This is a genomic window from Kitasatospora sp. A2-31, assembly GCF_022288725.1.
Classification (GTDB): Bacteria; Actinomycetota; Actinomycetes; order Streptomycetales; family Streptomycetaceae; genus Kitasatospora.
In genome coordinates, this window is the sequence record NZ_JAKNTA010000004.1 from 171194 (window position 1) to 197171 (window position 25978).

Here is a 25978-nt window from a genome sequence, read left to right on the forward strand (position 1 = left end):
CATGATGACGAACGGCAAAGAGATGAACAAGAAGCCAGGGCTCGAAGACGTCCTCGGACTGTCGCCGATGCAGAAGGGCCTGCTGTTCCACGCGTTGTACGACCAGCAGGGCACCGACGTCTACACGATCCAGCTCGCCTTCGACATCGAGGGCGCTCTCGACATCGAAGCGTTGTCGGGTGCCGCCGCCGCGGTGCTCCGGCGCCACGCGAACCTGCGGGCCGGGTTCCTCTACCGGAAGACCGGCGAACCGGTCCAGGCGATCCCGCGCGAGGTGACGCTGCCGTGGCACGAGGTGGACCTCGGCGGCCTGCCGGAGTCCGACCGTGACCGGGAACTGGCCCGGCTGGTGGAGGAGGACCGGACCCGGCGGTTCGACCTCGGTGCACCCCCGCTGATGCGTTTCACGCTGATCACCACAGGTGCGGACCGCTACCGGTTCCTGATCACCAATCACCACATCCTGCTCGACGGCTGGTCCATGGCGCGGGTGGTGGGTGAGCTCTTCGAGCTGTACGGCAGCAAGGGCGACGTCTCCGAGCTGCCGAGGGTGACGCCCTACCGCGACTATCTCGCGTGGCTGGAGCGGCAGGACCGCTCCGCCGCCGAGGCGGCCTGGCAGCAGGCGCTCAAGGGGCTGGATGAGCCCACCCTGCTGGCCGGACCGGACCTGCCCGAGCTGACGGCCTCCTCCGAGCATCACTCGGTCAGGCTGTCGCGGGAGGAGACGGCGGAGCTCGCCCAGTGGGCCCGTAAGGCGGGCGTCACCGTCAACACGGTCGTCCAGGCGGCCTGGGCCCTGCTACTCGGACACCTGACGGGCCGCAACGACGTGGTGTTCGGCGCGACGGTGTCCGGCCGGCCGGCGGAGATCCCCGGCATCGAGTCGATGGTGGGCCTGTTCATCAACACCCTGCCGGTCCGGGTCCAGCTGGACCCGGCCGAGACCCTGGGCTCCCTGCTGGCCCGACTCCAGGACCAGCAGGCCGAGCTCATGCCGCACCAGCACCTGGGCCTCAGCGACATCCAGCGGCTCACCGGGCACAGCGAGCTCTTCGACACCCTCGTCGTGTTCGAGAACTACCCGGTCGACTCCCAGCGGCTCCAGAAGTCGGCCGGCAACCTCGGCATCGTGGGAAGCCAGAGCCGTGACGACACCCACTACCCGCTCGGGCTCGCCGTCATCCTCAGTGACTCCATGGAACTGGCACTGAGCTACCGCCCCGAGGCGGTCGCCCCCGGCCTGGTCGAGTTCGTCGCCGAGGGCCTGCTGCGGGTGCTGGGCGACGTGAGGACGAACTCCGAGCTTCCCGTCGGGCAGCTGCGGCTGCTGACACCCCAGCGCGAGCAGCGCATGCTGACCCTGGGGACAGGTGCTGAGGTGCGGCCGGTGCCGGCGCACTCCGTGGTCGAGGTGCTGGAGCGGCAGGCCGAGCGGACGCCGGACGAGGTGGCCGTGGTCTGTGACGGCGAAGCGCTGACGTTCGCGGAGTTCAATAGCCGCGTGAACCGGCTCGCCAGGGTGCTCGCGCACGGTGGCAACGGCCCCGAGGGGATCGTCGCGCTGGCCCTGCCCCGGTCGCTGGAGATGGTCGTCGCGATGTTCGCGGTGCTGAAGTCCGGTGCCGCCTATCTGCCGGTGGACCCGGAATACCCCGCCGACCGCATCGCCTTCCTGGTCGAGGACGCCCGGCCGGCCGCCCTGATCACGCTGGCCGGCACCGCGGCCGAACTTCCGGACGTCTGGGCGGGGATGACCGAGGTCGTCCTCGACGACCCCGAGACCGTTCAGCGGCTGTCCGCAACGTCCGACGCGAACCTGACGGACGCCGACCGGACGGCGCCGCTCACCCCCGAAGGAATCGCGTACCTGATCCACACCTCGGGCTCCACGGGCACGCCCAAGGGCGTCGCGGTCACTCACGGTTCGCTCGTGGGCCTGTTCCACAGCCAGCGGGCCGGCGTCATCGAGCCGGAGGTCCGGGCCGCCGGGGGACGGCGGTTCCGGTTCGCGCTGACCGCGGCGTTCACCTTCGACGCCTCGCTGGACGGCCTGTTGTGGCTGCTCGCCGGCCACGAGCTGCACGTCGTCCGGGAGGAGGTGCGGCGGGACCCCGAGGCGCTGCTGCGCTACAGCGCCCGTGAGGGCATCGACGTCCTCAACTTCACGCCGACCTACGCACAGCAGGTCCTGGCCGGCGGAGCGCTGCAGGGCGACGGACCGCGGCCGCGGGTGCTGCTGCTCGGCGGCGAGGCGATCGGCGACGCGCTTTGGCAGGAGCTGCAGCTGCTGGCGGAGGTCAACACCTACAACCTCTACGGGCCGACCGAGTGCACCGTGGACACGCTGTACTGCCGGATCGCGGACAGCCCGCGGCCGGTCGTCGGCGGCCCGCTCCGCAACACGCGCGTGCGGGTGCTCGACGGCGCGCTGCGTCCGGTTCCCGAGGGAGTGGCCGGCGAGCTCTACGTCTCCGGCGCCAGTCTGGCCCGCGGCTACCTGCGGCGGGCGGGCCTGACCGCCGAGCGGTTCGTGGCGGATCCCTACGGTGCCCCGGGCGAGCGCATGTACCGCACCGGTGACCTGGTGCGCTGGCGAGCGGACGGGCAACTGGAGTTCGTGGGCCGGATCGACGACCAGGTGAAGATCCGCGGTTTCCGGATCGAGCTGGGGGAGATCGAGTCCGTCATCGCCGCCCGGGCCCCGCTGGACCAGGTCGCGGTCGTGGTGCGCGAGGACCAGCCGGGCGTCAAGCGCCTGGTGGCCTACGTGGTTCCGGCGGCAGACGGCGTGGACACCGACGCCCTCCGGGCCACCGTCGCAGAGGTGCTGCCCGAGTACATGGTGCCGGCCGCCTTCGTACAGCTGAAGGCCCTGCCGCTGACCCCGAGCGGCAAGCTCGACCGCAAGGCCTTGCCCGCCCCCGACTTCGCCACCCTGGTCGGCGGGGCCGGACCGCGCAACGCCCGCGAGGAACTGCTGTGCCGGCTCTACGCGGAGGTCCTGGGCCTGGAGAAGGTCGGGATCGACGACAGCTTCTTCGCCCTGGGCGGCGACAGCATCATCTCGATCCAGCTGGTCAGCCGCGCTCGACGCGCCGGGCTGGTGCTGACCCCGCGGGACGTCTTCCGGCACCGCACCGTGGAGGCCCTGGCGGCGGTCGTGCAGGACGTGGACCCGACCGGTCCCGCCGACGGCTCGGACTCGGGCATCGGCCGGGTCCCGCTGACGCCGATCATCCGGCGGCTGCGCGACGGCGGCGGGCCGATCGACGGGTTCAACCAGGCAATGGTGATGCCCACCGCAGGTGAATGCGGTGTCGCGGACCTGACCGCCGCGGTGCAAGCCGTGGTGGACCACCATGACGCCCTGCGGATGCGGCTCTCCCGGTCCGGCGGAACGTGGGAACTGGCGGTCATGCCGCGCGGTGCCGTGCCGGCGGACGGGATCCTGCACCGGGTGGACGTCACCGGCCTGGCCGGCGGCGAGCTGCGTACCGTCACGTCCGAGGCGTGGCGCGCGGCGCAGAGCCGGCTGGACCCGGAGGCCGGGGTCATGCTCCAGGCGGTCTGGTTCGACGCCGGGTCCGGCGCACCGGGGCAACTGCTGCTCATGGCCCACCACCTGGTGGTGGACGGCGTGTCGTGGCGGATCATCATGCCCGACCTGGCAGCGGCGCACGAGGCCGTCCGCGCGGGACGCAAGCCGGACCTGGAGCCGGTCGGGACGTCGTTCCGGGCCTGGGCCGAAGGCCTGGTGAAGGAGGCGTCGTCGCCGAGCCGCGTCGCCGAGATGGAGATCTGGACCGGAATGCTCCAGGGCCGGGACGCCCCGCTGTGCGCCCGGCCGCTGGACCCACGACGGGATGTCGTGGCGAACGCCGGCGGCCTGGTGCTGTCCCTGCCGGCGCGGGTGACGGGCCCCCTGCTGACCCGGGTCCCGGCGGCGTTCCACGCGGGCGTCAACGACGTGCTGCTGACGGCTTTCGCCCTGGCGCTGGTGGACTGGCGGCGGCGTCGCGGGGAGGACACGGCGAGTGCGCTGATCGACCTTGAGGGCCACGGCCGCGAGGAGCTGGTCCCGGGGGCCGACGTGTCCCGAACGGTGGGGTGGTTCACGAGCCTGTTCCCGGTGCGGCTGGATCCCGGGGTGTCGGCGGACGAGTGGGACCAGGTGTGGTCCGGCGGCCCGATGGTGGGCCGGGCGGTCAAGGCGGTGAAGGAGCAGCTGCGGGCACTGCCCGACAACGGCGCCGGCTACGGGCTGCTGCGCCACCTCAACCCTGAGACGGCCGAGGTCCTGGCCGGGCTCCCCACCCCGCAGGTCGGCTTCAACTACCTCGGCCGACTGGGTAGCGCCGCCGCGTCCGAGGAGGACGCCGACGGCGACACCACGCCCCTGGGCGGCGGTGCCGACGGCGACATGCCGCTCCCGCACGCCCTGGAGATGAACGCGGTGGCCCAGGAGAGCCCCGAGGGCGTGCGTCTGGCCGCCAACTGGACCTGGCCGAAGGAGCTCTTCGCCGAGGACGAGGTCAGGGACCTGGCCGAGACCTGGTTCCGGGCGCTGGAGGCCATCGTCACCCACACCGAACAGCAGGGCACGGGCGGGTACACCCCCTCCGACCTCTCGCTGGTCAGCCTGGCGCAGAACGAGATCGACGAGCTGGAGGCCCAGCAGCCGCAGCTGATGGACGTGCTGCCGCTGGCCCCCCTGCAGAAGGGCTTTCTCTTCCACGCGCTCTACGACCAGCAGGCCTCGGACGTCTACACCGTGCAGCTCGCGCTGGACATCGAGGGCGAGCTGGACCGGGAGGCGCTGCGGCTGGCGGTGGCCACGCTGTTCAGGCGGCACACCAACCTGCGAGCCTCGTTCCGTACGCAGGGCAACGGCGACGCCGTCCAGGTGATCCCGCACACCGTGGAGCTGCCCTGGTCGGACGTCGACCTGCGCGGACTGTCGGCCGAACACCGCCGGGCCGAGCTGGAGCGCCGGACGACCGAGGACCGGCAGCGCCGCTTCGACCTCGCCGCGGGCCCGCTGATGCGGTTCACCCTGATCGCGCTGGGGTCGAACCGGTACCGGTTCCTGATCACCAACCATCACATCCTGCTGGACGGCTGGTCCACGCCGATCCTGCTGGGCGAGCTGTTCCAGCTCTACCAGCAGGGCGGTGACGACTCCGGTCTGCCGAGGGTCACGCCGTACCGCGACTACCTGGTCTGGCTGGCCGGGCAGGACCAGACGGCGGCCAGGTCCGCCTGGGCGCAGGCGCTCGAGGGCCTTGAGGAGTCGACGCTGCTGGCTCCCGCTGTCCCCGGCCGGGCAGCGGCGGCCCCGGCGCGGATCGCCGTGGAGCTGTCGCAGGAGCTGGTGGCCGCCCTCCGCGACCGCGCCCGCGGCCACGGTGTCACGCTGAACACGGTGCTGGAGGCCGCCTGGGCGATCACCCTCGGCCAGCTGACCGGCCGGGACGACGTGGTGTTCGGTGCCACGGTGTCCGGTCGGCCGGCGGAGATTCCCGGCATCGAGACGATGGTGGGTCTGTTCATCAACACCGTGCCGGTCCGGGTCCGGTTGGACCCGGCCGAGACGCTGGGCTCGCTGCTGACCCGGCTCCAGGACCAGAAGGCCGAGCTGGTCTCCCACCAGCACGTCGGGCTCACCGACCTCCAGGAGATCACCGGGCTGAGCGAACTGTTCGACACGATCGTGGTGTTCGAGAACTTCCCGATCGACTCCGAGGCGCTGGAGCACTCGATCGGCGACCTCGCGGTGTCCCCGGTCGAGGGCGGCGATGCCATTCACTACCCGCTGGGCATGTCGATGGTCCCCGCCGACGGACGGCTCCTGGTCCGGGCCGACTACCGGACGGACGTCTTCGACCGTGCTGCGGCGGAGCGGATCATCCACAACCTGATACGGGCGCTGGAACAGTTCGCACACCGCCCCGACGCATCGCTGGCCCAGGTCACCGTGCTGCCGGAGGCGGAGCGCGAGCGGCTGCTGCTCGGCGGCGGTGACACCGTGGAGGAGCAGTCGGCGGACACCGTCGTGGATCTGTTCGAGGCACAGGTGGTCCGCACGCCGCAGGCTCCCGCCGTGGTCTCGTCGGAGCTGTCGGTGTCGTACGCGGAGCTAGACGCCCGCGCCAACCGGCTGGCACGGTTGCTGATCGACCGCGGTGTGGGCCCCGAGCAGGTGGTGGCCCTGGCCCTGGCTCGCTCGCTCGACCTCGTGGTCGCACAGCTGGCCACGCTCAAGGCCGGTGCGGCGTTCATCCCCATCGGGCCGGACTACCCCGCCGAGCGGCTCGCCTACGTGCTCGCCGACGCACGGCCGTCGGTGATCGTGACGACCTCGGCGGGAAGCACCGGTCTGCCCCCTGGCACCTCGCCGCTCGTCCTGCTGGACACCGACGACGTCCGGGCGGAGCTGGCACGGCAGTCGGCCGGCTCGCCGCGCGACGACGAGCGGACCGCGCGCCTGCTGCCGACCGGCGCGGCGTACGTGATCTATACCTCGGGGTCGACCGGGCAGCCCAAGGGCGTCGTGGTCTCCCACCGGAGCATCGCGAACTCGGCGGCCGCGCACATCGAGAACCTGGCGATCGAGGCCGGCAGCCGGATCCTCCAGGTCGCGTCGACGACCTTCGACCCGTCGATCGCCGACCACACCATGACCTTGCTCAGCGGCGCGACGCTGGTGCTACCCGATGCCGTCCAGCTGGTGGGCGAAGAGCTGACCGCGCTGATCGCCGAGCGGGACGCCACCCACGTGATGATGGCGGCCCCCATGGTCGCCACCATGCCGGAGGCGGAACTCCCCACTCTGCGCTGCCTGGTGACCGGTGGTGAGGCCTACGCCCAGGAGATCGTGGACCGGTGGGCGCCGGGCCGTCGGATGATCAACGCGTACGGTCCGACCGAGGTGACGGTCGCGGCGACGATGAGCGCACCGCTCCAGCCGGCCTCCGGCACGCCGCCGATCGGCCGACCGCTGCGCAACACCCGGGCGTACGTGCTCGACGGGGCGCTGCGGCCGGTCCCGGTGGGTGTGGCCGGTGAGCTGTACCTCGCCGGCACCCAGCTGGCGCGCGGCTACCTGTACCGCCCCGGCCTCACGGCCGAGCGGTTCGTCGCCTGTCCCTTCGGCGAGCCCGGCGAGCGGATGTACCGCTCCGGTGACCTGGTGCGGTGGCGTGCGGACGGACAGCTGGACTTCGTCGGCCGGGTGGACGACCAGGTGAAGATCCGCGGCTACCGGGTCGAGCTGGGTGAGATCGAGGCGGCCGTCGTCGCCCACCCGCAGGTAGCCCAGGTCGCCGTGGTGGTACGGGAGGACCAGCCCGGGACGAAGCGGTTGGTGGCGTACGTCGTGGCCGAGGCCAACGGCGTGGATGTGGAGGACCTGCGTGCCGGGACGGCGCAGGTGCTGCCCGAGTACATGGTGCCGACGGCGTTCGTGGCCATGGACGCGCTGCCGCTGACGGCCAACGGCAAGCTGGACCGCAGGGCCCTGCCGGCCCCCGAGTCCGGCGGCTCAGCCGGCGGACGCGGGCCGCGCACCACCGCCGAGGAGCTCCTGTGCGGGCTGTTCGCCGAGGTGCTCGGCCTGGAGAGTGTCGGGATCGACGACGGCTTCTTCGCTCTGGGCGGGCACTCGCTGCTGGCGACCCGGCTGGTGAGCCGGATCCGCTCGGTGTTCGGCGTGGAGCTCGCGGTCAGGTCGGTCTTCGACACGCCGACGGTCGCCGGGCTGGTGGGCCGGATCGGCTCGGCCGGCGGCTCGCGCCGTCCGCTGGGCGTGATGGAGCGGCCGGAGGAGGTTCCGCTGTCGCCGGCGCAGCTGCGCCTGTGGTTCCTGAACCGGTTCGAGGGCCCGAGCGCGACCTACAACCTGCCGCTGCCGATCCGCCTGCTGGGCGACCTGGACCTCGACGCCTTGCAGGCGGCACTGTGCGATGTGGTGGCTCGGCACGAGAGCCTGCGCACGGTGTTCCCCGACGTGGAGGGACGCCCCCGCCAGCACGTGCTGGCGCCCGGCGAGGCGGAGCCCCGCCTGCTGATCGAGGACGTGGCGCCGGCGGATCTGCCCGCGCGGGTGAGTGCCGCGGCGGAACTGGGATTCGACCTGGCGAGCGAGGCGCCGCTGCGAGCCTCGGTGTTCCGGGTGGCGCCCGGCGACCAGGTGCTCCTGCTGGTGGTGCACCACATCGCTGGTGACGGCTGGTCGATGGCGCCGTTGTCGCGGGACCTGTCCGTCGCCTACCGGGCCCGCCGTGCGGGAACGGCGCCGGACTGGGAGCCGCTGCCGGTCCAGTACGCGGACTACACGCTGTGGCAGCGCGAGGTGCTGGGCGAGGTGTCCGAGCCCGGCAGCGTCATGGCGGCGCAACTGGACTACTGGAAGCGTGCCCTGGCCGGGGCGCCCGAGGAGCTGGCGCTCCCGGCGGACCGGCCGCGCCCGGCGGTGGCCAGCTCCCGCGGCGACGCGGTGTCGGTGGAGTTCAGCGCTGAGGTCCACCGGCGGGTCGTGGAGCTGGCCGGCTCCAGCGGTGCGTCGGTGTTCATGGTCATGCAGGCCGCGGTCGCGGCGCTGCTGGGCAAGCTGGGCGCCGGCGAGGACATCCCGATCGGCAGCGTGATCGCCGGACGCACCGACGAGGCGCTCGACGACCTGGTCGGGTTCTTCGTCAACACGCTGGTGCTGCGCACCGACCTCTCGGGCAACCCGAGCTTCCGGCAGTTGGTCGAGCGGGTCAGGGAGACCGACCTGTCGGCCTATGCCCACCAGGAGGTGCCGTTCGAGCGGCTGGTGGAGGAGCTCAACCCGGTCCGGTCGCTGGCCCGGCACCCGCTCTTCCAGGTGATGCTCGCCTTCCAGAACAACACCGTCGAGCAGGCGGACCTCGACGGCGTCCAGCTGGTCCCGTACCCGATGGGCCTGGACGTGGCGAAGTTCGACCTGTCCTTCCAGCTGGGCGAGCAGTTCGGCCGGGACGGGCTGCCGGCCGGACTCGGCGGAGAGATCGGGTTCGCCAAGGACCTGTTCGACCGCGGCTCGGTCGAGGAGATGGCGGCGCGGCTGGTGCGGTTGTTGGAGGCGGTGACGGCGGATCCGGACGGGCCGCTCGGTCTGGTGGACGTGCTGTCGGCCGGTGAGCGCGGGCGGATCCTGGGTGAGTGGAACGCCACGGAGAAGCCGGTCGCGCCCACGACCCTGGCCGGGATGTTCGAGGCCCAGGCGTCGCGGGCGCCGCGGGCGACGGCGGTGGTCTCGGCCGATCTGTCGCTGTCGTACGAGGAGTTGAACATCCGGGCGAACCGGTTGGCGGATGTGCTGACCAGGCGGGGTGTCGGTCCGGAGCACGTGGTGGCGCTGCTGCTGCCGCGGTCTGTGGACATCGCGGTGGCGCAGCTGGCGGTGGCCAAGGCGGGTGCGGCGTTCCTGCCGGTCGACCCGGAGTACCCGCAGGACCGGATCAGCTACATCCTGGCGGACGCGGCACCGGCGTTGGTGGTGACGGACGGCGAGCGGGCCGATCGGGTCCCGGCGGACGTCGCGGTACCGCGACTGCTGCTCGACGGCGTGGACCTGACGTCGCCGGGCGGGCTGTCACAGGCGGACCCGAAGGTCGCTGTGACGCCGGCCCACGCGGCCTACGTCATCTACACCTCCGGGTCGACCGGGCGCCCGAAGGGCGTCGTCGTCACCAACCGCGGTCTGGCGTCGTTGGCAGCCACCGCGGTGGAGCGCTACGACGTGGCGGCCGACAGCCGGGTGCTGCAGTACGCCTCGCCCAGCTTCGACGCCTCGGTGCTGGAGCTGTGCATGAGCTATGGGGCTGGTGCCACGCTGGTGGTCGCCCCGCAGGGGACCCTGGCCGGGGAGGTGCTCGCAGAGGTGCTGCTGACCCACCACGTCACGCACGCGGTGATCCCGCCGGCCGCGCTGGCGACAGTGGACGCCGGTGACTTCCCCGCCTTCCGCTCGCTCGTGGTGGGTGGCGAGGCCACGAGTGCCGAACTGGCCGAGCGCTGGGCCGACGGCCGGCGGATGGTGAACGCCTACGGCCCGACGGAATCCACCGTCGCGGCCACGACGAGCCTGCCGCTCACGACCGGGTCGGGCACGCCGCCGATCGGCACACCTGTGCACAACACCCGCGTGTACGTGCTGGACTCGGCGCTGCGCCCGGTCCCTGCAGGCGTCGCGGGCGAGCTGTACGTGGCCGGCGCGGGGCTGGCCCGGGGCTACCTGGGCCGGCCGGGCCTGACCGCCGAGCGGTTCGTGGCATCGCCCTTCGACGGGGCGGGCGAGCGGATGTACCGCACCGGTGACCTGGTGCGCTGGCGAGCGGACGGGCAACTGGAGTTCGTGGGCCGGGTCGACGACCAGGTGAAGATCCGGGGCTTCCGGATCGAGCTGGGCGAGATCGAGGCCACCCTCGGGGCTCACCCGCAGGTCGACCGGGCGGCGGTGGTGGTCCGCGAGGACCAGCCCGGCGACAAGCGCCTGGTCGCCTACGTCGTCACGGCCGGCGGGGCCGCGCCCGGCATGGCCGAACTGCGCGCACACGTCGGCGCCGCACTGCCTGCCTACATGGTCCCGGCGGCGTTCGTCCCCATGGACGCCCTCCCGCTGACCGCCAACGGCAAGCTCGACCGCAAGGCCCTGCCCGCACCCGATTACGGCACGGCCCCCGAAGGGCGCGGCCCGCGCACTCTGCAGGAGGAACTGCTCTGCGGTCTGTTCGCCGAGGTCCTGGGCGTCGACCGGGTCGGGATCGACGGCAACTTCTTCGAGCTGGGTGGTGACAGCATCATCTCCATCCAGTTGGTCAGTCGCATCCAGTCGGTCCTGGGAGTCAAGGTCAGCAGCCGGGCGGTCTTCGAGGCGCCCACGGTGGCCGAGCTCGTCGAACGCCTCGGCAGTGACGCGGACCAGGACAGCTTCGCCGTCCTGCAGCCCATGCGGACCAGCGGAGACAAGCCGCCGATCTTCTTCGTGCACGCCGCCGGCGGGCTGAGTTGGGGCTACGGGGTGTTCCTGAAGCTGATCCGCTCGGAATACCCGGTCTACGGGCTCCAGTCCCGCGGGTTCCAGCCCGGCGAGAAGCTCGCGGAGAGCATGACCGAACTGGCCGCCGACTACGTCGAGCAGATCCGTTCGGTCCAGCCGCACGGTCCGTACCACCTGTTCGGCTGGTCGTTCGGCGGCCTCGCGATCCACGCCATCGCCACCCGGCTGGAGGCGGAGGGCGAGGAGGTCGCCCTGATGGTCAACCTCGACCAGGGGCCCTTCGAGGAGGCCTGGATCGCCGGCGACCAGAAGCTTCCGGACGAGCAGGACATGTACCGGACCCTGCTGAGCTTCGCCGGACACGACGTCGCCGGGATTCCCGCCGACCGGGTCCTGGAACACGAGGAGGTCATGGCGCTCATCCGCAGCAAGGACAGTGCCTTGGCGACCGTGGAGCCGCACCACGTGTCCGCGTTCGCGAAGGTCACCGAGAACAATTTCCGGATCTCCAGGGAATTCAAGCCGGAGGTCGTCAAGGCGGATCTGATGGTGTTCGTCTCGACGGCCACGAGCCCGGAGGAGGAGGCGCTCGCCCACATGCGCGAGGTCTGGCAACCGCTGGTGAAGGGACGGATGGAGTTCCACCCGGTGAACGCTCTGCACGGCGACATGGTGAAGCCGGAACACGCCCGGGAGATTGGCCGGCTGGTGTACGAGAAGCTGAAGACCCTCGGCTGATTCTCCCCGCGGGACCGGCCCACTCGGGAGGCAGGAAACGGCCGACCGGGTGGGCCGGTCACCGCGCGCTGGCAACTTGCTGCACTTTCCTTGTGACCGGACCCGCGCGTTCGATTGGATGAGTTCGGTTCAACTCCGCTCGGACCAACGGTCGTTGGCCAGTCAGCAACCTACGGAGTGATGAGGCATGGACATAGCGATCTCTGCGGAGGGACTCCGCAAAAAATACGCCGAGCGCGAGGTGCTGAGTGGTGTCGACCTCTCCGTTCCGGCGGGAACGGTCCTCGGGCTCCTCGGCCCGAACGGCGCGGGAAAGACCACCACGGTGCGAATTCTCGCCACCCTGCTGACCCCGGACGCCGGGCGGGTCACCGTGGCCGGGTACGACCTGGCCCGGGAGCCGAGGGAGATCCGGCGCCGCATCGGACTGACCGGTCAGTACGCCGCGGTCGACGAGATGCTCACCGGACGGGAGAACCTCACGCTGATCGGCGTGCTGCTGCGCATGGGACGCCGCCGTGCTCGGGCCCGCGCGGACGAACTCCTGGAGCAGTTCGAGCTGACCGACGCGGCGAACCGTCAGTCCAAGACCTACTCGGGTGGCATGCGGCGCCGGCTCGACCTGGCGGCGAGCCTCGTCGCGGCCCCCGCGGTCCTCTTCCTCGACGAGCCGACCACCGGGCTCGACGTGACCAGCCGGATCGTGCTGTGGCGGATGGTCCGCGAACAGGTGGACAACGGGGTGACCGTCCTGCTCACCACGCAGTACCTGGAGGAAGCCGACCAACTGGCGGACCGGATCATGCTGATCGACAAGGGTCGCCCCGTCGCCGAGGGCACCCCGGACGAGCTGAAGCGCAAGGTCGGTGGTGAGCGGCTGGAGGTGTCCGTGGCCACCGACCTGGAACTGCCGGCGGTGGTCGGCGCGATGGGCGCGGTGTCGTCCGAGGAGCCGACGGTCGAGGAGGAGAGCCGCAGGGTCTCGGTGCCGCTGATCGGCGGGATGGAGACCATCGCCGCGGTGGCCGCCAAGATGAGGGCGGCCGAGGTGGAGCCGGTGGACTTCGCGGTGCGCCGTTCGTCCATGGACGACGTCTTCCTCGCGCTCACCGGACAGCTCGCCGAGGTCGAGGAGGCAGGTCGGAAGGAACCGCAGGGCCGCAACGGCCGGCAGGAACCGCAGGGAAAGGCAGCAGCATGACCGACATCGCAAGCGGCCGGGCGGACGCTCCCGGCACCGGCCGACTCGCCGGGGCCATCAGCGACTCGGCGGCCCTGATCGGCCGTCACATGCGCCAGCTCAAGCGGACGCCCGAGCAGCTGATCACGCTCACCCTCATGCCCGCCGTGTTCGTCATCGTGTTCGGCTTCCTGTTCGGCAGTGCCATGCAGGTTCCGGGGGACATGAAGTACCAGGAGTACATCATGGCCGGAATCTTCGTCCAGGTGGTCCTGGGGAACGTGGGCCTCACGGCCATGGGCGTGGTGTCGGACCTCGACAACGGGCTGATGGACCGCTTCCGTTCACTGCCGATCTCGCGTACGGCCGTGCTGATCGGCCGGACGACCAGCGACGTGGCCGTGGTGGCGTGGAGCTTCCTGCTGATGTCGGTCATCGGCTTCGCCATCGGCTGGCGGACGCACGAAGGCTTCCTGTCGATGCTGGCCGGGTTCGGACTGCTGCTCCTGCTCGCGTTCGCGACCTCGTGGTTGGGGGCGCTGCTCGGCCTGGTGCTGCGCAACGCCTCGGCGGTGAACGGCGTGAGCGCCGTAGTCGTGATGCCCATGTCGTTCCTGTCGAACGCCTACATCCCGCTCGACGGGCTGCCCGGCTGGATGCAGGGGATCGCCGGCTGGAATCCGGTGAGCTCGGTCGTGCTGGCCAGCCGCAAGCTCTTCGGGAACGCCGCACCGACGTCGGCGCACCAGACGTTCCCCTTGCAGCATCCGGTGCCGATGGCCCTGATCCTGACCGGGGCCCTGATCGCCATCGCCGTTCCGCTGGCGACCCGCGCCTTCGAGAAGTCGGCCACGAAGAAGTAGAGACTGCCGGTGCACGGAGATCCGGGCCCCTTCCCCGTCCGCGGGGAGGCCCGGATCTCCGTGTGTATCGGCCGGTAATTGAAGTCCTAGAGCATAAGTTGACAGTCAGTCGGGCGATGTGCAAAGGAGTGACACATGCAGGTCCCGGTCGGTGAGTTCCGCTTTGACGTCGAGGTGTCGGGCCCGGAAGACGGCGAGCCCGTTCTCCTGTTGCACGGATTCCCTCAGAACCGGCATTCCTGGGATGCCATCGTGCCCGAACTGAACAGGGCCGGCCTGCGTACCATCGCCCCCGATCAGCGTGGCTATTCCCCCGGCGCCCGCCCGGCCGGCGCGGACTCCTACGCGCTGCCGTTGCTGGGGGCTGACGCGGTCGGCGTCCTCGATGCCCTGGGGGTCGAGAGCGCCCACGTGGTCGGCCACGACTGGGGTGCGGTGGTCGCCTGGTACCTGGCCGCCGAGAACCCGAGCCGGGTGCGCACGCTGACCGCCATGTCGATGCCGCACCTCGAAGCGTACTGGTGGGCCCTGCGAAACGACCCGGTGCAGCGTCAGCTGTCCCAGTACATCGCCTTCTTCACCGACGAGGCGAGTACGGCGGCGCTGCTCGCCGACGACGCGGCCATGCTGCGGTCACTGTTCGGCCCGTCCGTCGCCCAGGACCAGGTGGAGCGCTATCTGGCACTGCACACCCAGCCGGGCGTCCTGGACGCCACGCTGAACTGGTACCGGTCCGGCAGCCTCCTCGACTCGTCGGAGCGGCTCGGCATGGTGTCGGCGCCCACCACGTTGATCTCCAGCGACTGGGATCGGGCGGCGAGCAGGAAGGCCGTGGAGAAGGCCGGCGACCACGTCAGCGGCCCGTACCGGCTGGTGACGCTGGAGGGCGTCTCGCACTGGCAGCCGGAGGAGGCACCGGAGCGGATCACCGCGGAGATCCTGGAGCGGGTGGGCGGCCGGGCCTGAGCCGGCAGTGGCCCCGAACGCACGTCAGGGGCGGTCCGAGGAAGGACCGCCCCTGACGTGCGTTCGGGCCGCCGGCCGGCTCAGGCCCGCTCGGACGCTGCCGCGGGCCGGCAGCGTCGAACGTAGTAGCCGTAGGTCACCACCAGCAGCAGGGGGCCCCAGAGGGCCAGGAGAGAGAAGCAGACCCCCGCCAGGGCTCCCCACCAGGCGTTCGAGTAGCTGACGGAGCTGCCGCTCAGGACGGACAGCGGCAGGACCATCAGCATCGCCACGCTCAGCGTCAGGCCGCCGAGTGCGGCCGGGACGATCGCGGCGAACGGCGGGACCCGCCTCCCCCCGATGACCGGCAGCCACGCCGGGAGGACCTCGCCCCACCACCGGACCAGGCCGAGGCTCAGCCACGCCAGCGCTTCGGACACGAGGGTGAGCCCGAAGGTGTAGGGCACAGCCCACCAGACCCACGCGGGCGCGTCCGGGTCCAGCTGACCCATCGTGAAGTTGAAGGCGAACGGCAACCGCCACAGGCCCTGAGGCAGGATGACCCAGGGGATCGCGCGGGCGGCGAGATCGGCCCACCGCTGAACCGGCCGCTCGGTGCGGCGCGTGACCGTCGTGGGGTGACCAATCTGGATTGCCATGATTCCAATGTCTCGTGATCTCCGGGGTACTCGGATCGGACCAGGGGATGATCCGAGTCCCCCGCGGGGGGGAGGCCGTGGTGGTCAGTTCCGGCCGCGGAGTACGAGCGTGCAGCACTTCACACTGCCCCCGCCCTTGAGCAGCTCGGAGAGGTCCATCCCGATCGGTTGGAAGCCTCGCTCGCGCAGCTTCGCCGCCAGGCCGGCGGCCGCTTCGGGCAGCACGACGTTGAGGCCGTCGCTGACCGCATTGAGGCCGAACGCCTGGGCGTCGGCCTCGCTCGCCAGCAGGGCGTCCGGGAAGAGCTGCCGCAGCACCGCCTGACTGCCCGGCGAGAAGGCGTCCGGGTAGTACATGACCTCGTCCTCGTCCAGCACGCAGAGCGCGGTGTCGAGGTGGTAGAAGCGCGGGTCGACGAGGTCCAGGCCGACCACCGGACGGCCGAAGAACTCCTGGGCCTCGGCATGGGCGTCGGAGACGCTGCGGAAGCCCCGGCCCGCCAGCACGTACGTGCCGGCGAGGAGGAAGTCGCCCTCGCCCTCGTTCACATGGACCGGGTCGTGGGTCTCCCGATAGCCCCGGGCCCGGAACCAGTCCAGGTAGGCGGGGCCCTCGGCGTGCCGCTCGGGGTTGCGGAAGCGGGCTCCGAGGACCTTGCCGTCCACCACTGTCGCGCCGTTGGCGGCGTAGACCATGTCCGGCAGGCCCGGAACGGGCTCGATCTGCTCGACCCGGTGCCCCAACTCCGTGTAGAGGGCGCGCAGTCGTTCCCACTGGAGGACGGCGAGGTCCACATCCACCGGCTTGTCGGGGTCCATCCACGGGTTGATCGAGTACGTCACCTCGAAGTAGCTCGGGCGGCACATCAGGTAGTGGTAGGGGTGGGCGCTGCGAACCCCTGACTGGTTGCTCATCGGAACTCCTCGGGGTTGGGGCGCCCCGGCACGGCTCGGTCGTACGTGCCGGGGCGTCGACTGTCGGGAACGGAGCCGCCTGGCTCCCGGGGCCGTCTCAGAAGCCCCATTCCTCCTGCAGCAGGTCGAGATCCTGCTGGCTGAGGTTGACCAACGGGAGGTCGGAGGGCGTGAAGCCGCCGGCGGCCGGGCCGGCCCCGTGGTCGACGAGCGCGGTCAGGGCGCGGAACCAGGTCTCGGCCAGGGCACGCACCTCCTCCTCCCCGAACAGCTCCCGCGGCCAGGACCACACGGCCACCAGCCGTGGGCCGTCGGCGTGGTCCTGGACCACCGCGTTGAGGTCCAGCGCGTGCCGGAAGGGCATCTCGGGGTCGAAACCGTTGCCCAGATCGGTGCCCGGCAGCGCGGTCCAGTCCGCGGTGCCCCGGGCGCCCTCGGCCGCGTCGATCCGGCCGAGGTAGTTGAACCCGATCCGGGGCGACGGCAGGGCCGCCAGCGCGGGGCCGGTGTGTTCGTTGAGGTAGCGCAGCAGCCCGTAGCCCAGACCGTGGTCGGGAATGGCTCGCAGCTGCTCCTTGACCTCCTTGAGGGCGCGGCCGAGCGCGGGGCCGCCCGCCCAGACTTCCGGCCAGTCCGCCGCGTCGACCCGGGGATCGAGCCGCACCGGGTACAGGCTGGTGAACCAGCCGACCGTCCGCGAGACGTCGAGGTCCTCGGCGATCTCCTCCCGTCCGTGTCCTTCGAGGTCCAGCAGGACGCCCTGTCCGGACGCCTGTCGCCCCTGCCAGTCGAGGACGGCGAGGGAGAACGCGGTCAGCAGGACGTCGTTGACGCCCGCGTGGAAGGCGGCCGGCACCGCGGTCAGCAACGGCTCGGTCCGCTCGGCCGGCAGGGTGAGCGTGAGCTGCCGCGAGGTCGCGAGGGTGTCACGCCGCGTGTCGAGCTCCCGTGAGCCCAGCGTGGGCCGCGGCGCGTCGAGGATGTCGGTCCACAGCGGGAGTTCCGCCAGCCGACGGGGCTCCCGGGCGGCCGTCACGAGGTGCTCGGCCCAGCGGCGGAAGGAGGTCCCCACCGGGCCGTGGTCCACCTCCCGGTCGTCGGCCGCGTACTGCCGGGCCAGTTCCTCCAGCAGGATCCGCCAGGAGACACCGTCGACCACCAGGTGGTGGAGCATGAGCAGCAGCCGCCCGGCGGTGCCGGGCCCGGCGTCGAACCAGACGGCCTGGAGCATCGTCCCGGCCTCCGGGGCCAGGCGTCGCTGGGCGGCCCGTGCCTCGGCGGGGATGTCGGCGCTGGCCAGGTCGACCCGGCGCAGGAGGTCCTCGGCCCGGACGCTGCCCCGTGGCAGCGTCTCCAGCGCCCAGGCGCCGTCGGCGAGCGGGGTGAGGTGCAGCCGCAGGGCGTCATGGCGCTCAAGCAGCGCTTGGAGCGTCCGCACCAGCCGCTCGGACGAGCAGTCGGCCGGGGCCTGCACCAGCAGGGCCTGGTTGAACCCGTCGACCGGCCCGTCGGCCTCCCGCAGCCAGTGCATGACCGGTGTCAGCGGCACCGGGCCGATACCCGCGTCCGGGTCCTCCTCGACCCGGCGGGTGACCGCTTCCGCGACCGGGGCCAGAGCCGCGACCGTCTGGTGCTGGAACACGTCGCCGGTCCGCAGCACCAGGCCGGCCTTGTGCGCCCGGCTGACCAACTGGATCGACATGATGCTGTCGCCGCCGAGGGCGAAGAAGTTGTCGTCGATGCCGATCCGGTCCAGCCCGAGGACTTCGGCGAACAGCGCGCAGAGCAACTCCTCCCGGTCGGTGCGGGGAGCGCGCCCGCCGGTCGTGCCGCTGAAGTCGGGCGCTGGCAGGGCTCGGCGGTCGAGCTTGCCGTTGGCTGTGAGCGGCAGCCGGTCCAGCGTCACGAACGCCGCCGGCACCATGTGGTCCGGCAGCGAACCCGAGACCAGCGCCCGGACGTCGTCGACGTCGACGCCGCCCGTCGCGGCGACCAGGTAGGCCACCAGGCGCTTCACTCCCGGCTGGTCCTCCCGCACGACGACCGCGACCTGGGCGACCCCGGCGTGGCTTCCGACGGCGGCCTCGATCTCGCCGAGTTCGACCCGGAAGCCGCGGATCTTGACTTGTTCGTCCGCGCGTCCCATGAACTGGACCTGCCCGTCGGCGGTCCAGCGCACCAGGTCACCGGTGCGGTACATCCGCTCGCCCGGGTCGCCGAACGGGTCTGCGACGAACCGGTCGGCCGTCAGGTCCGGCCGGCGCAGGTACCCGCGGGCCAGACCCACGCCCGCGACATAGAGCTCGCCCGGGACACCCGCCGGGACGGGGCGCAGCGAGGCGTCGAGCACGCGCAGGCGCATGGAGTCCATCGGGCGGCCGATCGGCACCGACTGCGGGACGCGCTGCGCCGACTCCATCCGGAAGGAGGTGGCGAAGGTGGTGGTCTCGGTGGGGCCGTAACCGTCCACCACGACCAGGCCCGGGCAGGTGTCGAGCACCCTGCGCACGGCCTCGGCCGGGACGACGTCGCCGCCGGTCCACACCTCGCGCAGGCCGCTCAGGCAACCGGGGTCTTCCTCGGCGAAGAGCCGGAACAGTGCGGCCGTCAACCACACCGCGCGGACCCCGTGCCGGCCGACGGTCTCCCGGAGCGTCACAGTGGTCAGGTCACCCGCCGGAGCGACCACGACCCGGCCGCCGGAGAGCAGCGGCACCCAAAGCTCGTAGGTCGAGGCGTCGAACGCCTGTGCGGAGTGCAGCAGCACGGCCTCGTGGCCCTCGGCGTACCGGCTGTCCGTCGCCAGTGCCACGACGTCCGCGTGGGTGATGACCACGCCCTTCGGCATCCCGGTCGATCCCGAGGTGTACATCACGTACGCGAGGTTGCCCGGCGTCAGCCCGCCGCCGCGCTCGTCGTCCGTCAGATCACCGTCCGCGAGCCCCGACAGGTCCACATCGGGCGATCCCAGTACCAGCAGGGGCACGTCCGTCGTCAGTGCCGGGCCCAGGGAGGCGGCGGCCTCGGCGGTGGACAGCACGACCGCCGGCCGCGCTTCCCGGAACATGTACGTGATCCGCTCGGCGGGGTAGTCCGGGTCCACCGGCAGGTAGCCGGCCCCGGCCTTCAGCACCGCGAGCAGCGCGACGACCAGCTGCTCCGAACGGGGCAGGGCCAGACCCACCAGCCGGTCGGGCCCGGCCCCCCGGGCGACAAGGAACCGCGCCAGCCGGTTCGCCCGGGCGTTGACCTCCCCGTAGGAGAGCGCCGTCTCCCCGCACACCACCGCGATCGCCCCGGGAGTACTCGTCGCCCGGGCCTCGAAGAGCTCGGTCAGCGTGCCCGTCCGCGTGCCGTGGCCGGTGGCGCTCCACTCGGTCAGGATCCGTTCGCGCTCGGCCGGGCCCAGGACGTCCACGGTCCCCAGGGAGCGGTCCGGGTCGGCGGTCACCGCCTCCAGCACCCGCTCCAGACGGCGGGCCAACTCCTCGATCGTGCCGCGGTCGAACAGGTCCGTGGCGAACTCGATCCCGCCCTCGATCCCGGCGGGCGCGTCGTGCTGATCGAAGAGCTCGCCGAGCTGGAACGATAGGTCGAACTTCGCTGTGTCGATCTCCAACGGCAGCGGACACACCGAGACCCCGTCCAGGTCGAGCCGACCCTGGGGGGTGTTCTGCATCGTCAGCATCACCTGGAAGAGCGGGTGCCGGGCCCGGGAGCGGGCCGGGTTGAGCTCCTCGACCAGCTGCTCGAACGGAAGGTCCTGGTGGGCGTACGCGGCGAGGGCGGTCTCCCTGACCCGCTCGACCAGTTGACGGAAGCTCGGGTTGCCCGAGAGGTCGGTGCGCAGCACCAGCGTGTTGACGAAGAACCCGACCAGGTCGTCGAGCGCCTCGTCGGTGCGTCCGGCGATCACGCTGCCGATCGGGATGTCCTCGCCGGCGCCCAGCTTGCCCAGCAGCGCCGCGACCGCGGCCTGCACGACCATGAACACGCTGCTGCCGGTGGACCGGGCGAGCCGGGCGACCGCGTCGTGCAGGTCGGGGCGGATCCGGACCTCGACGGTCTCGCCGCGGTAGCTGAGCTGCCCCGGGCGCGGCCGGTCGGTCGGGAGCGCCAGCTCCTCCGGGAGCTCGGCGAGGGCCTTGCGCCAGTGGTCCAGCTGGCCGGCCAGCTGGCTGCCCGGGTCGTTCCGGTCGCCCAGCACCTCGCGCTGCCACAGCGTGTAGTCCGCGTACTGGACCGGCAGCGGCTCCCAGTCCGGCGCCGTTCCCGCACGGCGGGCCCGGTAGGCGACGGACAGGTCCCGCGACAACGGCGCCATCGACCAGCCGTCACCAGCGATGTGGTGCACCACCAGCAGCAGGACGAACTCCTCCGGGCCGAGCTGGAACAGCCAGGCCCGCAGCGGGGGATCGACGGCCAGGTCGTAGCTGCTGGAAGCGGCCCGGGACACCGCGGCGTCCCGTTCTTTCGCGGTGATCTGAGTGACCGTCAGTTCGAAACCGGCCTGTTCCGGGCTCAGGACCAGCTGGCTCGGCTGCCCGTCCAGGTCGGGGAAGACCGTGCGCAGGCTCTCGTGCCGGGCCAGGACGTCGCCCAGCGCGGCTCGTAGGGCGGCCTGGTCCACTGGTCCGGACAGGCTCAGCGAGAGGCCGGTGTTGTAGTTGCCGCCCGCCTCCTGGAAGCGGTTGACGAACCAGAGCCGCTGCTGCGCGGGCGACAGCGGGATGCGCGTCGGCCGTGGCATGACGGTCAGGGCCCGGCGCGCCGTGCCTGCGGCGGCGAGCCGCTGCGCCAGCGCGGCGACGGACGGCGCGGTGAAGACGTCCGCCACCGTGAGCTCGGCACCGAGCTCCGAGCGGATCCGGCTCACCAGCCGCGTCGCCAGCAGTGAGTGCCCGCCGAGATCGAAGAAGCTCCGGTCGATGCCGACCCGGGTGAGGCCCAGGACCTCGGCGAAGAGCCCGGACAGCAGCTCCTCCTGGGGGCTGCGTGCGGTCCGCTCCGTCGCGTCCGCGGCGAAGTCCGGTGCGGGCAGCGCCCGGCGGTCCAGCTTGCCGTTGGCCGTCGTCGGGATCGCGTCGAGCACCATGACGGCCGCCGGAACCATGTGGTCGGGCAGGGCCGCGGCCACCGCGCCCCTGACTTCGGCCGGGTCGGGCTCACCGCCAGGGGTCGGCACCACATAGGCGACCAGCCGCTTGTCGCCCGGCTGGTCCTCCCGGACGACCACGACCGCGCGGGCGACCTGCTCGCTGCGGGCTACGACGGCCTCGATCTCCCCGAGCTCGATCCGGAAGCCCCGGATCTTCACCTGGTCGTCGACGCGGTGCAGGTACTCCAGTTCGCCTTCCCGGTTCCAACGGACCAGGTCGCCGGAGCGGTACATCCGCTCGCCGGGCTCGTCGAAGGGGCAGGCGACGAACCGTTCTGCGGTGAGGCCCGGGCGGTGCAGGTAGCCGCGGGCCAGGCCGCCGCCGGCGATGTAGAGCTCGCCGGGCACCCCGGGGGGGACCGGGCGCAGCGCGTCGTCGAGGACGTAGACGCGGATGTTGGCGATCGGCCGGCCGATGGGCGGAACCCCTGTTCCCGGGGCGAGGGGGGAGCTCATGGTGGTGCAGACCGTGGACTCGGTCGGGCCGTAGGCGTTGATCATCCGACGGCCCGGTGCCCATCGCGTCACCAGGTCGGCCGGGCACGCCTCGCCCGCGGTCACCAGGGTCATCCGGGGCGGCAGCGCGTCGGTGTCCAGGGCCGCGACCAGGACGGGGGGCAGGGTCGCGTGCGTGACCCGCTGTCCGGCGAGCAGGGTGGACAGGGGCCGGCCGGCGGCCAGCTCCCCCGGGGTGGCCAGGACGAGCGCCGCGCCGGTCAGCACGGCGGTGCAGATCTCGGAGATGGAGGCGTCGAAGCTCGGCGAGGCGAACTGCAGGATCCGGCTGTCGGGGTGGATGTCGAACCGCTCCTGCTGGGCAGCGACCAGGCCAGCCACGCCGGCGTGGGTGACCACGACGCCCTTGGGCCGTCCGGTGGAGCCCGACGTGTAGATCACGTAGGCGGCCTCGGAGACCTGCGGGCTGCGCGTCGGCACGGCCGGGTCGGTGTCGCCGGTCGGGAGCCGGTCCAGGAGCAGCCGGGACGGCCCGTCCGCGACCGGACCCGGTATCGAGGCCTCGGCTTCCGTGCTGGTCAGGACCAGGACCGGGCGGGCGTCGCCGAGGATGTAGGAGATCCGGTCCGCCGGGTAGCCGGGGTCGACCGGCAGGTAGACCGCACCCGCCTTCTGGACGGCCAGGAAGGACACGATCAGGTCCACCGACCGGGGCAGCAGCGCCGCGACGATCCGCTCCGGGCCTGCCCCGTGCCCGCGCAGCAGCCGGGCCAGGCGCTCGGCCCGCTCGTCGAGCTCCCGGTACGAGAGGGACACCTCGCCGAGGACCACCGCGGTGTTGTCGGGGACCTCGGCCACTCGGGCTCGGAAGAGTTCGGCGACGGTCGCGCGCGGCAGCGCCAGAGCGGTGTCGTTCCACTCCACCAGCAGCTTTCGCCGCTCGGCCGGCGACAGCGTCTCCACCGAGTCCACCGGCGCGTCCGGCTCGGCCGCGACCGCCTCCAGGATGCGGACCAGCCGCGTGACGAGGTCCTGGACGGTCGTCTCGTCGAAGAGGTCGGTGGCGTAGTCGAGGCTGCCCCGGATGCCTGCGGGCTCACCGTCCGCGCCCTCCTGCTCGCTGAGCCGCAGCATCAGGTCGAACTTGGCGGTTTCGGTGTCCAGCATCTCGGATTCGGCCGTCAGCCCCGGCAGGGTCAGGGCCGGGCGCGCGTTGTCCTGCACGTCCAGCGCCACCTGGAACAGCGGGTGGCGGGCCAGTGACCGGACCGGGTTGAGCTCCTCGACCAGCTGCTCGAACGGGAGGTCCTGGTTGGCGTAGGCGCTGAGGTCCGCCTCCCGGACCCGGGCCAGCAGCTGACGGAAGGTGGGGCGGCCGGACACGTCGGTCCGCAGTACCACCGAGTTGACGAAGAAGCCGACGAGATCGTGCAGCGCCTCGTCGGTGCGCCCCGCGATGACGCTGCCGATCGGGATGTCGGTGCCCGCGCCCATGCTGCTCAGCAGGGCCGCCAGCCCGGCCTGGGCCACCATGAACATGCTGGCGTGACTCTCGGCCGCCAGGGCGCGGAGCCGGTCGTGGGTCGGGGAGGGGAGGCTGAACGGCACCCGGCCGCCCCGGTAGCTGGGCGTCATGGGGCGCGGGCGGTCGGTGGGGAGGGCGATCTCCTCGGGCAGCTCGTCGAGCGCGGCCTGCCAGTACCGCAGTTGTCGGGTCAGTTCGCTCGCCGGGTCGGCGGTGCTTCCGAGGACCTCCCGCTGCCACAGCACGTAGTCGGCGTACTGCACCGGCAGCGGTTGCCACTGCGGGGCTGTTCCCGCGCACCGGGCCCCGTAGGCGGCGGAGAGGTCCCGGGTGAAGGGCGCCACGGACCACCCGTCGCAGGCGATGTGGTGGACCACCAGCTGGAACACGTGCTCTTGCTCAGAGAGTCGGAACAGCCTTGCACGCAGGGGGAGTTCGGAGACGAGGTCGAAGCCCTGCCGACCGCCCTCGGCGAGGGCGGCGGAGAGTTCGGCCGGGTCCATCGGGATCTCTGGCAGCGCCGGCCGGGCGGCCGCGGGGTCGAGGACCAGCTGCTGCGGCTGCCCGTTCTCCGAGGGGAATACGGTGCGCAGGCTCTCGTGCCGGGCCACCACGTCGCCCAGGGCGTCGCGCAGCGCCGCGGCGTCCAGGCGGCCGGTCAGCCGGATCGCCACACCGTCGTTGTAGACCGCGCCGTCGTGCTGCAGCTGGTTGAGGAACCAGAGCCGGTTCTGGGCGGCGGAGAGCGGGAGGTGCTCCGGGCGCTCGGCGGGGCGCAGCGCCTGCCTCGCGCCGTGCGCGCCACCCAGGTGCTCGGCGAGCGTCGCGACGGTCGCGTTCTCGAAGACGGTGCGCAACCCCAGCTCGGCCCGCAGGACCGACCGGATCCGGCTGACCAGCCGGGTCACCTGGAGCGAACGCCCACCCAGGAGGAAGAAGTTGTCATCGACCCCGACCTCGTCCAGGTCCAGCACCTCGGCGAAGAGGCCGCAGAGGACCTCCTCCTGCGGGGTGCGGGGCGCCCGGCGGGCAGTGGTGTCGACCTGGTCCACGGTGGGCGCGGTCGCGGCCGGCCGGCCGGCCGCGACCGTGGCGGCGGTGAGCGCGGCGAGGGCTCGGTCCCGTGCCTGCCGGGCCCGGGCCGGCACGGGGATCGTGTCCAGCCGCCGATCCGGGTCGGTTGCGGCGAGCTCGCGCAGGTACTCCAGGAAGCCGTCGTGGTACGCGGCGAGATCCGTCGTGTCGTAGAGCTCGGGGTTCGCGTCGCAGTCGATCTGCAGGCCTTCGCCGACATGCCGCTGGTACACCAGGAACGACAGGTCATCGGTCGGCCCGGTCGACAGGGTGCAGGGGCGGGCGGTGTGGTCGCCGAAGGCGAGTTCGGACTCCACCATCGCGATGTTGACGTGCGACCCGACCATCCGCCGTCCCTCGGTGAACAGCCCGAGGTCCTGGCGCAGGTCCTCGTACGGGTAGCGCTGGTGCTTGGTGAGTGCTCGCATGGCACGCGAGGTCTGGACGAGCAGTTCGGAGACGGTCGTGTCAGGCCGGACGGCCAGCCGCAGCGGCAGCACGTTGGACACCATGCCCGGCGTCGTACGGGCCAGGGCGCTCTGCCGATTGGAGACCGGGAAGCCGAGGACGACGTCCTCCTCGCCGGTCAGCTGCCGCAGGTACGCCGCGACGACGGCGACCAGGACCGGTGGCCAGGACACGCCGGCCTCACGGCCCAGCGAACGAAGCGCGTCGGTCTCCTGCCTGGTGAGCCGGGCCGTCCGGTGGATCAGATCGAGAGCGGCGCCGGGCTGTCGCCCGGACAGGCTCACCGGCTCCGGGCAGTCCGCCATCCGCTCCAGCCAGAACTCCCGGTCGCCGGCTTGCCGTTCGGATCCGCCGTAGGCGGCGTTCTCAGCGATCAACTGGCCGAGCGGGCCGAACGGACTCGCCGGGGACGGCAGTCCGCGGACCAGCGCCGAGTACACCTCGGGCACCCGCTGGCTGATCAGCACGACGGTGAAGCCGTCCGCCTGCAGGTGGTGGTAGCGGTAGAACCAGAAGTACCGGTCCTCCGCGATCTTGAAGAGGGCGAAGTGGAAGAGCGGGTCGTCCAACGGGTCCACCGGCCTGCCGAGCTCCTCGGTCATCCGGCTGAGCGCGGCGGCCCGCGGGTCGGCCTCCTGGCTGAGGTCGACGCGCTCCAGCGACCAGCCGATCTCGTCGTCCGGCACTACCTGCTGGACCGGTGCGCCGTCGAGCTGGGAGAACCGAACCCGCAGCGTCTGGGCCTCGCCGATCACCTGCCGAAGCGCGGCTTCCAGCACGTCCCCGTCGACCGGACCACTGATGTCCAGGTACTCGCCGAGGTTGAAGACAGTGTTCTGCGGGTTCAGTTGCTGCGCGAACCAGACGCCGGTCTGGGCGGGGGTCAGCGGCAGCCAGCCGTCCTGTCGATCAGACACAACCAGTTCTCTCCATCAGAGTCAGTGCTCCGGCAAGCCATGAGGGTTCTCACG

The 25978-nt window shown here is 71.8% G+C and carries 7 protein-coding genes; 4 read left to right on the top strand and 3 right to left on the bottom strand.

Annotation, left to right across the window (positions count from 1 at the left end; all coding sequences use genetic code 11):
* Positions 1 to 4 precede the first annotated feature (4 nt).
* The 4 genes from MCM47_RS13085 (at position 5) to MCM47_RS13100 (ending at position 14773) form a co-directional block, all read left to right on the top strand.
* Positions 5 to 11764: an amino acid adenylation domain-containing protein gene (locus MCM47_RS13085; protein ID WP_238861724.1), complete on the top strand. Its 11760-nt coding sequence runs from the start codon at positions 5 to 7 to the stop codon at positions 11762 to 11764.
* 187 nt (positions 11765 to 11951) lie between these two features.
* Entirely contained in the window at positions 11952 to 12965 is a 1014-nt protein-coding gene (locus MCM47_RS13090; protein ID WP_238861725.1) for an ATP-binding cassette domain-containing protein, read from the top strand.
* A complete protein-coding gene (locus tag MCM47_RS13095; protein WP_238861726.1) occupies positions 12962 to 13807 on the top strand; it encodes an ABC transporter permease in 846 nt (281 codons plus the stop codon). Before MCM47_RS13090 ends, MCM47_RS13095 begins: the two co-directional genes overlap by 4 nt.
* Before the next feature lie 135 nt (positions 13808 to 13942).
* Positions 13943 to 14773, top strand: a complete 831-nt coding sequence (locus MCM47_RS13100) for an alpha/beta fold hydrolase (RefSeq protein ID WP_238861727.1) — start codon at positions 13943 to 13945, stop codon at positions 14771 to 14773.
* A gap of 80 nt (positions 14774 to 14853) precedes the next feature.
* Here the strand turns inward: MCM47_RS13100 and MCM47_RS13105 are convergent, their stop codons facing one another.
* The 3 genes from MCM47_RS13105 to MCM47_RS13115 form a co-directional block, all read right to left on the bottom strand.
* Complete coding sequence (locus MCM47_RS13105) at positions 14854 to 15411, bottom strand: hypothetical protein (RefSeq protein ID WP_238861728.1); 558 nt, start codon at positions 15409 to 15411, stop codon at positions 14854 to 14856.
* Between the two features lie 84 nt (positions 15412 to 15495).
* A complete protein-coding gene (gene ddaH, locus MCM47_RS13110; RefSeq protein ID WP_238861729.1) occupies positions 15496 to 16326 on the bottom strand; it encodes a dimethylargininase in 831 nt (276 codons plus the stop codon).
* 97 nt (positions 16327 to 16423) lie between these two features.
* Positions 16424 to 25924 carry a non-ribosomal peptide synthetase gene (locus tag MCM47_RS13115; protein WP_238861730.1) on the bottom strand — a complete coding sequence of 3167 codons (9501 nt, stop codon included), beginning with the start codon at positions 25922 to 25924 and terminating at the stop codon, positions 16424 to 16426.
* Positions 25925 to 25978: the final 54 nt, after the last annotated feature.

Coding starts and splice junctions, on each gene's coding strand:
- MCM47_RS13095 (WP_238861726.1), top strand. CDS start 12,962: ATGACCGACATCGCAAGCGGCCGGGCGGACGCTCCCGGCACCGGCCGA.
- MCM47_RS13100 (WP_238861727.1), top strand. CDS start 13,943: ATGCAGGTCCCGGTCGGTGAGTTCCGCTTTGACGTCGAGGTGTCGGGC.
- MCM47_RS13105 (WP_238861728.1), bottom strand. CDS start 15,411: ATGGCAATCCAGATTGGTCACCCCACGACGGTCACGCGCCGCACCGAG.
- MCM47_RS13085 (WP_238861724.1), top strand. CDS start 5: ATGACGAACGGCAAAGAGATGAACAAGAAGCCAGGGCTCGAAGACGTC.
- ddaH (WP_238861729.1), bottom strand. CDS start 16,326: ATGAGCAACCAGTCAGGGGTTCGCAGCGCCCACCCCTACCACTACCTG.
- MCM47_RS13090 (WP_238861725.1), top strand. CDS start 11,952: ATGGACATAGCGATCTCTGCGGAGGGACTCCGCAAAAAATACGCCGAG.